General features: G+C 76.0%; 7 protein-coding genes. 4 read left to right on the top strand and 3 right to left on the bottom strand.

Features of this window, described 5'->3' with window-relative positions; all coding sequences use genetic code 11:
• Positions 1-771, bottom strand: a 771-nt coding sequence (locus K6I33_RS29720) for a histidine kinase (protein ID WP_229357642.1), incomplete at its 3' end; no start/stop codon positions are given.
• Between the two features lie 174 nt (positions 772-945).
• On the opposite strand from K6I33_RS29720, the gene K6I33_RS29715 reads away from it, so the two are divergent.
• Together K6I33_RS29715 and K6I33_RS29710 are read left to right on the top strand one after the other, a co-directional pair.
• Positions 946-2010, top strand: coding sequence for an ABC transporter permease (locus K6I33_RS29715; protein ID WP_229357641.1), 1065 nt, complete (start codon positions 946-948; stop codon positions 2008-2010).
• Positions 2007-2693 (top strand): ABC transporter ATP-binding protein, encoded by a 687-nt coding sequence (locus K6I33_RS29710; RefSeq protein WP_229357640.1) that lies wholly within the window; start codon positions 2007-2009, stop codon positions 2691-2693. The genes K6I33_RS29715 and K6I33_RS29710 overlap by 4 nt, the downstream gene beginning before the upstream one ends.
• 34 nt (positions 2694-2727) lie before the next feature.
• Here K6I33_RS29710 and K6I33_RS29705 read toward each other — a convergent pair whose 3' ends face one another.
• Positions 2728-3234, bottom strand: a complete 507-nt coding sequence (locus K6I33_RS29705) for an indole-3-glycerol phosphate synthase (protein WP_229357639.1) — start codon at positions 3232-3234, stop codon at positions 2728-2730.
• A 189-nt stretch (positions 3235-3423) separates the two neighbouring features.
• Positions 3424-4215 (bottom strand): pyrimidine reductase family protein, encoded by a 792-nt coding sequence (locus K6I33_RS29700; RefSeq protein ID WP_229357638.1) that lies wholly within the window; start codon positions 4213-4215, stop codon positions 3424-3426.
• A gap of 128 nt (positions 4216-4343) precedes the next feature.
• On the opposite strand from K6I33_RS29700, the gene zapE reads away from it, so the two are divergent.
• Together zapE and K6I33_RS29690 are read left to right on the top strand one after the other, a co-directional pair.
• The gene (zapE, locus tag K6I33_RS29695) at positions 4344-5414 is read left to right on the top strand and encodes a cell division protein ZapE (protein WP_229357643.1); all 1071 of its coding nucleotides are present in this window, start codon (positions 4344-4346) and stop codon (positions 5412-5414) included.
• Between the two features lie 28 nt (positions 5415-5442).
• Positions 5443-6348: a polysaccharide deacetylase family protein gene (locus K6I33_RS29690; protein WP_229357637.1), complete on the top strand. Its 906-nt coding sequence runs from the start codon at positions 5443-5445 to the stop codon at positions 6346-6348.
• Positions 6349-6406 lie beyond the last annotated feature (58 nt).

Here is a 6406-nt window from a genome sequence, read left to right as displayed (position 1 = left end):
GGCCTCGGCGAGGTTGTCGGCGGCGGTCAGCCCGATCTCGCGGACCCGTTCCCGGGCCGTCTCCCGCTCGGCGGTCTCGGCGGCCCGGGCGAGCAGGACGATGCTGGACAGGCCCTGGGCGAGGGTGTCGTGGATCTCGCGGGCGAGCCGCTGCCGCTCGGCGAGCCGGCCCGCCTCGCGCTGGGCGGCGGCGAGCTCGTCCCGGGTGCGGACGAGGTCGTCGATCAGCCGCTGGCGGCGCTGGCCCTCGCGGTGGAGCGCGGCGTAGCCGTAGGCGGTGAGGATCGCGACGGCGGCCCCGGCGGCGGGGCCGATCACCTTCGCGACGGTGAGCCCGCCGGGCGCCGTGGCCTGGGCGGCGACGACGGCCGCCGTGGCGGCGGCCACGGCGGGGTGCGCCCAGCGGACGGGGAGGGCGCGCAGGAAGAGGAAGAACAGCGGGAAGGCGACGTAGCTGAAGCCGCGGTCCAGGGCGAGGAGCGCCAGCCACAGGGCCGTGACGGCGGAGAGCCAGAGCCCGGGGCGGCGGGCGGGGCGGACGGTCCCGGCCGCGTACACGGCGGCGAGCAGCGCGCCCAGCGGCAGGACGGCCAAGGGGCCCGCCGACGGCCGTCCGGCCACGGTGGGGGCCAGGGCGACGCCGAGCAGCGCGTAGAAGGCGCCGTGGAAGGCGAGGCGGACCAGCCGCAGCGGGGCCACGTCGGAGGCCGCCTCGCGCCCACGTGGGAAGGCGGCGGGCGCGCCGGGGTCGGAAGGGCTCGTTCGGCTCACCCCATCGAGCGTACGGGCCGGTGCCGGAAGCCCCGGACCCGCCCGCCATCAACCGTTCGATTGATTTTCGGGTGCACCCGATGGACGGTCCACGGACCGTCCCCCGGCCCGATGGCGGCGCGGGCTCCGGACGGCAGCCTGGAAGCGTCCCGATCCGGCGCCGGAAGGAATCCCTTGTTCGTCGCGCTCCGCGACATCCGTTTCGCCCGGGGGCGCTTCGCCCTCATGGGGACGGTCGTCGCGCTCATCACCACGCTCGTGGTCTTTCTCTACGGCCTGACCGACGGCCTGGCCCGGGAGGCCTCGTCGGCGGTGGCGGGGCTGCCGGTGGACCGGGTGGTCTTCGGTGCCCCGGCGGGGGCCGCGCCCGAGGTGTCGTTCTCCAACAGCACCGTCGACGAGCGGCAGGCCGAGGCCTGGCGCCGGGCGCCCGGGGTGCGGTCGGCGGAGCCGTTCGGCGTGGCGATGACCCGGCTGACGGCGGGCGGCTCGGCCGGGTCGGTGAGCGTGCTCGGCGGCCCGGAGCGGCTGGCCCCGGCGCCCGAGGAGGGGGCCGCCCCCGCCGACGGGCAGGCGGCCGTGAGCCGGCGGATCGCCCGGGAGCACGGGCTGCGGCCCGGTGACCGGATCACCCTCGGCACCCGGGAGCTGACCGTCTCCGGCGTCACGCCCGACCGTGGCCACGGGCACGCGCCGACCGTCTGGACGACGCTCGCCACCTGGCGCGAGGTGAGCCACCTGGCGCGGCCGACCGCGCTGGCGGTGACCGGCTCCGGGACGCCGTCGGGGGCCGTCGCCCGCACTACGAAGGCCGTCGCCCTCGACGACGCGCTGGACGGCATCGACGGCTACGCCGCCGAGCACGGCACGCTCCGGATGGTCCAGGGCTTCCTGTTCGTGGTGAGCGCGCTCGTGGTGGGGGCCTTCTTCACGGTGTGGACGGTGCAGCGGCGGCCCGACGTGGCGGTGCTCAAGGCCGTGGGCGCGAGCAGCGGCTATCTGGTGCGGGACGCGCTCGGGCAGGCGGCGGTGGTGCTGGCCGCCGGCGCGGCCGCGGGCGCCGCGGCCGGTGTCGCGGGCGGGGCGCTGGCCTCGGCGGCGGTGCCGTTCGAGCTGAGCGCGGCGGCGGTGGCCGTCCCGGTGGCCGCCATGGTGCTGCTGGGGCTGGCCGGATCCGCGCTCGCCGTCGCCCGCATCACGTCCGTCGACCCGCTGACCGCGCTGGGAGCCACCCGATGACCACGCACACCCCTCCCGGCCTCTCCCTGGAGGACGTCGTCCTCACCTACCCCGACGGGGACCGCACGCTCACCGCCCTGGACCGGGTGTCGCTGACCGTGGCGCCCGGCGAGCTGGTGGCGGTCGTCGGCCCGTCGGGCTCGGGCAAGTCCAGCCTGCTGGCGGTCGCGGCGACGCTGCGCGGCCCCGACGCGGGGCGCGTGGTGGTGGCGGGGCGCGACACGGGGGCGCTGAGCGCCAAGGAGCGCACCGCGCTGCGGCGCGAACGGATCGGCATCGTCTTCCAGCAGCCGAACCTGCTGCCGTCGCTGACGGCCGAGGAACAGCTGCTGGCCGTCGCCCATCTGCGCGGTGAAACCGTACGGGCGGCCCGGGCGCGGGCGGCGGAGCTGCTGGAGTCGGTCGGCCTGGACGCGGCGAAGCGGCGGCGCCGTCCCCATCAGCTGTCCGGGGGCGAGCGGCAGCGCGTGAACATCGCCCGCGCGCTGTTCGGCGGCCCCGCCGTGCTGCTGGTGGACGAGCCGACGTCGGCCCTGGACCACGAGCGCGGCGAGCGGGTCGTCGAGCTGCTGGCCGAGGTCACCCGCCGGCACCGCACGGCGACGGTGCTGGTCACCCACGACCGGGGGCTGCTCGGCCGGGCCGACCGGGTGCTGACGATGCGCGACGGCGAGCTGGGGTGACGGCGAGCCGGGGTGACGGCGGCGCCCGCCCGGCTCAGTCGCGCTCGGTTGCCGGCGCCTCCTCGCCCTCTTCCTCCCCGTCGGCGTGCGCGTAGAGCTTGAGGACGGGCACCCCGACCTTGTGGCGGGCGCGCGAGGCCCAGTCGCGGTGGAAGAACTCCTCGACCAGGTGGGGCGCGGTCAGCACGATCACCTCGTCGGCGTGGGTCTGCTCCACGACGGAGCGCAGGAGGTCCAGCGGGTGGCCGTCGATGAGCTGGCCGACGGCCTCGCAGCCCGCCTCGCGCAGCAGGCGCAGCGAGTGCTCCAGGGCCACCGCGGCGGGCCGCACGGCCGCGTCGCCCTCGGGCTCGTCGGCCTCGTGGAGCGCCTGCTCCAGCTCGCCGAGGGCCACGTCGTCGATGGCGCGCAGCAGCCGGTCCTCGTCACCTCTGGGCCGCATGAGGACCACGAAGGACATGTCGTCGTCGTGGAGGGTCGTGACGAAGTCGACATCCGTCGCGGAAAGCGGCTGCTCGATCATCAATACGCTCGTGAACACGGTGGGAGCCCTTCTTCTCCATGGGCCACCGGGCCCCAACAGAAACCATCCTGCGCGGGTTCCCCGGGAACCCGCCTGTTTTGATCCTGTGCCCCCGGGGGAGCGTCTGACTCAATTCTGCCCACCCCGAGTTAAACCGGAACGGTAAATTCCGCCGATTGTCAGACCTCCGGGGTCCGACCTCCGGCGTCAGACCGCCGGCCGTTCGCCGGCCCGCCGGTACCGGGTGAAGAGGAAACCGCCGTCCTCCAGCACCGACCCCAGCGCGAAGCGCTCCGGCACCGCCAGCGGCGGCCCCGCCATGATCCGCGGCGCCGTCCCGGTGGCCACCACCGGCGCCAGCGACAGGCACATCTCGTCCAGCACCCCGGCCGCCGCGAACTGTCCCAGCAGCCGGGGGCCGCCCTCGGTCAGCAGCCGCGTCAGCCCCCGCCCGGCCAGCAGCCCCGGCACCCGCGCCACGTCGACACCCGGCCCCTCGCCCGCCACCAGCACCTCGGCGCCCGCCGCCCGCGCGGCGGCCACGCGCTCCGCCGGGGCGTCCGCCCCGGTCAGCACGACCGTCGGCACCAGCGGCGCGGTGAACAGCGGAAGCGAGAAGTCCAGGTCGAGCCCCGCGCTCACCACGGCTATGACCGGCGCGGGCCCCTGGCCGAGCGCCGCCCGCCGCGCCGCGAAGGCCTCACGGGCCCGCGCGGGCCGGTAGCCCTCCTGCCGCACGGTCTCCGCGCCGACCACCACCGCGTCGGCCAGCCCCCGCAGCGTGCCGAAGATCCGCATGTCGGCCGCCGAGGACAGCGGCTGCGACCGGCCCTCGTGATGGGCCGCGCCGTCCAGCGAGGAGACCATGTTGGCCCGCAGCCACGCCGTCCCCGCGGGCAGGCCGGCCGGGTACGCGTAGAGATCGGCGAGCTCGTCCAGCCCCCATTCGCGGTCGTCGAGGTCGGCGGGGCTGAGCGGGGAGGGGAACAGGCGTCGCATAGGCGGCAGTGTGACATGGCTCGCTCCGCGCGGGCGGGCCACCGCTCTTTCAGGGGCTACGCTGGACAGCTGTGTCGTCCTCCACCGCATCACCCGCAAGCGCCACGGGCCCCGCGGCCCCCGGTCCGATAACCGGCGGCCCGGCCGGAACCCCCGTCGCGCTCACCTCGCGCGCCCCGCACGTCCCGGCCGACCGTCTGGTCGCCGAGATGGTGCCGCCGCCGCGCTTCGACTCGGTGCGTTTCGACACCTACATCCCCGACCCGAACCAGCCCAGCCAGACCGAGGCCGTCAAGATCCTCGGCGGCTTCGCGGGCGGGCTCGGCGGCGAGGCCGCCACCGGCCGCAAGCGCTGGTTCCGGCGCGAGACGAAGCCCGCCGCCCCCGCCGGCCCGCGCGGCGTCTACCTCGACGGCGGCTACGGCGTCGGCAAGACCCACCTGCTGGCCTCCCTCTGGCACGCCACCCCGGCCGCCCCCGAGCGGAAGGCCTTCGGCACGTTCGTGGAGCTGACGAACCTCGTCGGCGCCCTGGGCTTCCAGCAGACCGTCCAGACCCTCAGCGGCCACAAGCTGCTGTGCATCGACGAGTTCGAGCTCGACGACCCGGGCGACACCGTCCTCGTCTCCACCCTGCTGGGCAAGCTGGTCGACGCGGGCGTGGCGCTCGCCGCGACCTCCAACACCCTGCCCGGCAGGCTCGGCGAGGGCCGCTTCGCCGCCGCCGACTTCCTCCGCGAGATCCAGGGCCTCTCCGCCCACTTCCGCCCCCTGCGCATCGACGGCGAGGATTACCGCCACCGCGGCCTGCCGCAGGCCCCCGCCCCGTACGACGACGAGACCGTCGAGCGCGTGGCGCACCGCGTCGAGGGCGCCTCCCTGGACGCCTTCCCCGACCTCCTGGACCACCTCTCCAAGGTCCACCCGAGCCGCTACGGCGCCATGTGCGACGGCGTCCGGGCCGTCTGCCTGACCGGCGTCCGGGCCGTGCCGGACCAGTCGACCGCGCTGCGCCTGGTCGTCCTCGCCGACCGGCTCTACGACCGCGAGGTCCCGGTGCTGGCGTCCGGGCGGCCCTTCGACGAGCTGTTCAGCGAGGAGATGCTGAACGGCGGCTACCGGAAGAAGTACTTCCGGGCGATCTCCCGGCTCACGGCGCTGGCACGTGACGCGAAGCCGCTCGTCGACGCCGGCGAGTGACGGCCGCCCCGCGCGACCCATGCGCCCCATGAGCACCCCTTCACGCGCCCGCGCCCGTGCCCGGCACGCCCTGGCGCCGGCCGCCGCCCTGGCGCTCTGCGCGGCCCTGGCCGCCTGCGGACAGGGAAAGGGCGGGGACGACAAGCCGGGCGGCGCCGGACGGCCGGGCCGCACGGCCCCGGCGTCACCTTCCGCTTCCTCTCCGTCCGCTCCGTCCGCGTCCGCCGCGCCCACCCTCCCGGCGGGGCCGGGCGGCGCCGCGCCCGTCTTCTCGCACGGCGCCCGCGACGGCCGCAAGCGGGTCGCGCTCACCTTCGACGCCGACATGACGGCGGACCAGGGCCCGCGCGCGGCGCGCGGGGAACGCTTCGACAACCCCGGGCTCATCGCCGCGCTCCGCGACCTGAAGGTGCCCGCCACGGTCTTCATGACCGGCCGGTGGGCCGAGCAGTACCCCGACGAGGCCCGCTCCATAGGCGCCGACCCCCTCTTCGAGGTCGCCAACCACTCCTACAGCCACCACGCCTTCACCACCCCCTGCTACGGCCTGCCGACCGTCCCGCGCGGCACCGCCCGCGCCGACGTCGAGCGCGCCTTCGCGGCCTTCCGCACCGCCGGGGTCGAGCACGTGGTCCCGTACTTCCGCTTCCCCGGCGGCTGCCACGACGACGCGACGCTGCGCGAGACAGGCCCGGCGAAGGTCACGGCCGTCCAGTGGGACGTCGTCAGCGGCGACGCCTTCGCGAAACGGGCCGAGCCCGTGGCCGCGCAGGTGCTCTCGCAGGTCAAGCCCGGCTCGGTGGTGGTGATGCACTGCACGCGCAGCGCGGCCCCGACGACGGAGGAGGCGGTGAAGCGGATCGTGCCGGAGCTGCGGGCCCGTGGGTACGAGTTCGTGCGGGTCTCGGACCTGATCGGCCCGCCCGGCGCCTGAGTACCGGCGGGTTCAGGAACGAGCGATCAGCAACGCCACCGGCCCCGCCCCCAGCAAC

The organism is Streptomyces sp. UNOB3_S3, from assembly GCF_020740895.1.
Lineage (GTDB): Bacteria > Actinomycetota > Actinomycetes > Streptomycetales > Streptomycetaceae > Streptomyces.
The sequence above is the reverse complement of the archived record's forward strand: the minus strand, read 5'-3'. Positions and strand labels throughout refer to the sequence as shown.

Coding starts and splice junctions, on each gene's coding strand:
- K6I33_RS29710 (WP_229357640.1), top strand. CDS start 2,007: ATGACCACGCACACCCCTCCCGGCCTCTCCCTGGAGGACGTCGTCCTC.
- K6I33_RS29700 (WP_229357638.1), bottom strand. CDS start 4,215: ATGCGACGCCTGTTCCCCTCCCCGCTCAGCCCCGCCGACCTCGACGAC.
- K6I33_RS29690 (WP_229357637.1), top strand. CDS start 5,443: ATGAGCACCCCTTCACGCGCCCGCGCCCGTGCCCGGCACGCCCTGGCG.